Source organism: Natrinema soli, assembly GCF_028618695.1.
On record NZ_JAQIVI010000052.1, the window covers coordinates 1 to 2,032 of the forward strand.

Annotated in this window: 4 protein-coding genes; 2 read left to right on the forward strand and 2 right to left on the reverse strand. The window is 65.9% G+C overall.

What is annotated here, in order from left to right; genetic code table 11:
* Both PGX04_RS34365 and PGX04_RS03325 read left to right on the forward strand, forming a co-directional pair.
* Nucleotides 1-155, forward strand: a 155-nt coding sequence (locus tag PGX04_RS34365; protein WP_425498428.1) for a DUF7109 family protein, incomplete at its 5' end; no start/stop codon positions are given.
* Complete coding sequence (locus PGX04_RS03325) at nucleotides 152-742, forward strand: NUDIX hydrolase (protein ID WP_273737211.1); 591 nt, start codon at nucleotides 152-154, stop codon at nucleotides 740-742. The genes PGX04_RS34365 and PGX04_RS03325, both read left to right, overlap by 4 nt.
* 136 nt (nucleotides 743-878) lie before the next feature.
* On the opposite strand, the gene PGX04_RS03330 is transcribed toward PGX04_RS03325, so the two are convergent.
* Both PGX04_RS03330 and PGX04_RS03335 read right to left on the reverse strand, forming a co-directional pair.
* Nucleotides 879-1,349, reverse strand: coding sequence for an MGMT family protein (locus PGX04_RS03330; protein ID WP_273737212.1), 471 nt, complete (start codon nucleotides 1,347-1,349; stop codon nucleotides 879-881).
* A gap of 145 nt (nucleotides 1,350-1,494) precedes the next feature.
* Nucleotides 1,495-2,032: Gfo/Idh/MocA family protein (locus tag PGX04_RS03335; protein ID WP_273737213.1), on the reverse strand; the 538-nt coding region annotated here is incomplete at its 5' end.

Here is a 2,032-nt window from a genome sequence, read left to right on the forward strand (position 1 = left end):
GCGAGCGCTTCGTCGCGGCCGCAGACGAGGCCGTCACCGAGGGGGACGCGGCGCGACTCCGAACCCTGCTCGACGTCAGCTACGACATCGAGGCGTGGGCCCCCGTCGATCTCGCGGACGAACGGACGCGACTGGAGGACGTCCTCGAGGAATGACGACGAGACTGACTCTCGAGCCGATCGCGGCGTACGAGCCCACCGAGATCACCGATCAGGAGTACGACGCGGCCGTCCTCGCGCCGATCGTCGACCGCGACGGCGAGGACCACCTGCTCTTCACCCGCCGGGCCGACCACCTCGGCGAACACCCCGGGCAGATGAGTTTCCCCGGCGGCGGGGCCGAGCCGGTCGACGAGACGATCCTCGAGACGGCGCTCAGAGAGGCCAACGAGGAGATCGGCCTCGAGCGCAGCGAAGCCGAAGTGGTCGGACAACTCGACGACATCCGGACGGTCACCGAGTACGCCGTGACGCCCTTCGTCGCACACGTGCCCGATCGGGAGTACGTTCGCGAGGAGAGCGAGGTTGCCGAAATCGTCGTCCTTCCCCTCTCAGGGCTGCTCGATCCGGACAACTACGAGTACGAGCGCCGGAGCCATCCCTACTACGGCGAGATCGTGATTCACTACTTCCGCGTTAACGGCTACACCGTCTGGGGTGCGACGGGACGGATTCTGGTGCAGTTGCTCGAGTTGGCGACGGGGTTCGAAGCGCCTGAAAAGGTCGATCGATCGGATTTCTAGCAGAGATACCTGTGGCGGGCACGGGGGGCATCGAATGCCATCGAAATAGAACTTCGTTCTGCCCGCAATTAGTCTGTCAATAGGCGCCGGAAGAGATTGCGACGGAACCGAAGAACAGAGTTCGGCAGCCGGCGGCTTACAGCCCCTCGAGCGACCGAAGCTTCTGTTCGATGTCCGGCGGTGCGGCGCTGGGACCGTCGCGCACGCGATGATCCGGAATGAGGAGCGGGGTGGGGTTCTCGTCGAGGGCAGTTCGGACGAGGATGATGTCGTCGTCGTCCTCGTGATCGAGGCCGGACGTCATCCGGGCGAGCGTCTCGACGGTGACCTGATCGCCGTAGGGAATCTCCTGGACCCCCTCGAGGACCGCCCGCTGATCGGTCGGCATGGTCATCGCGACCTGCACGTCATCGAAGGTGATCGGCTCGAGTCCGTCAAGGTACTCGAAGATCCGATCGAGAACGGCGTGGTCGTCCTCGGCACCGTCGTCGGGAATCTCCGGGAACGAGACGCTCAGGACTCGTCCGCTGGCGGCACCGATCTGGACGTACCGGTCGAGGTACGGCGATTCCCGCGCGTAGATTCCAGCGTCCGTAACGTCCTCCATACCCGTCCGTAGGCGATCCGGACATGAATAGCCGCCGGTCCTCGCGTTTCGGCCGGAACGGCTCATACGGACCGCTGTAAGTCAGTTCCGGAGCAACCGCGAACCACCCTGCGGTTGCTCCGGTAAATCGGTACGACAGGCCGTCTCACTCGAGGCTCACTCGACGGCCCGTCTCGGCCGACTCGTAGGCGGCCTCGATCGCACGAAGGTCCGCGAGTCCGTCTTCGCCGTCCGGTTCGGGATCGGTCCCGGTCAACACGCAGTAGCCGAAGTAGTCGAACTCCTCGTGGACCTCGTCGACCGGCGGGCCGGTGTACTCCATCCGGACGTCGCCGCTCTCGACGACCATCTCCTGCGGGACGACGCCGCCGAACGGCGACTCGATGTCGATCATCCCCTCGGTGCCGACCAGCTCGAGAGCGCTCCGGGCGTGGGCGTCGAAGCTGGCGGTACAGGAGGACGTCGCACCGGTCTCGTACTCGAGCTGGAACGCGACGTGTTCGTCGACGTCGGCGAACGGGTCGCCGCTCGAGCGGGTGGTGGCGTACACGCCCGTGGGCTCGCAATCGAGGAGGAACCGGATCGTGTTGAGCGGGTAGATCCCGAGATCGATCAGCGCGCCGCCGCCGGCGAGGTCGGGATCGAGCCGCCACGTGTCGGGGCCCGCGTGCTCGAGCAGCGGG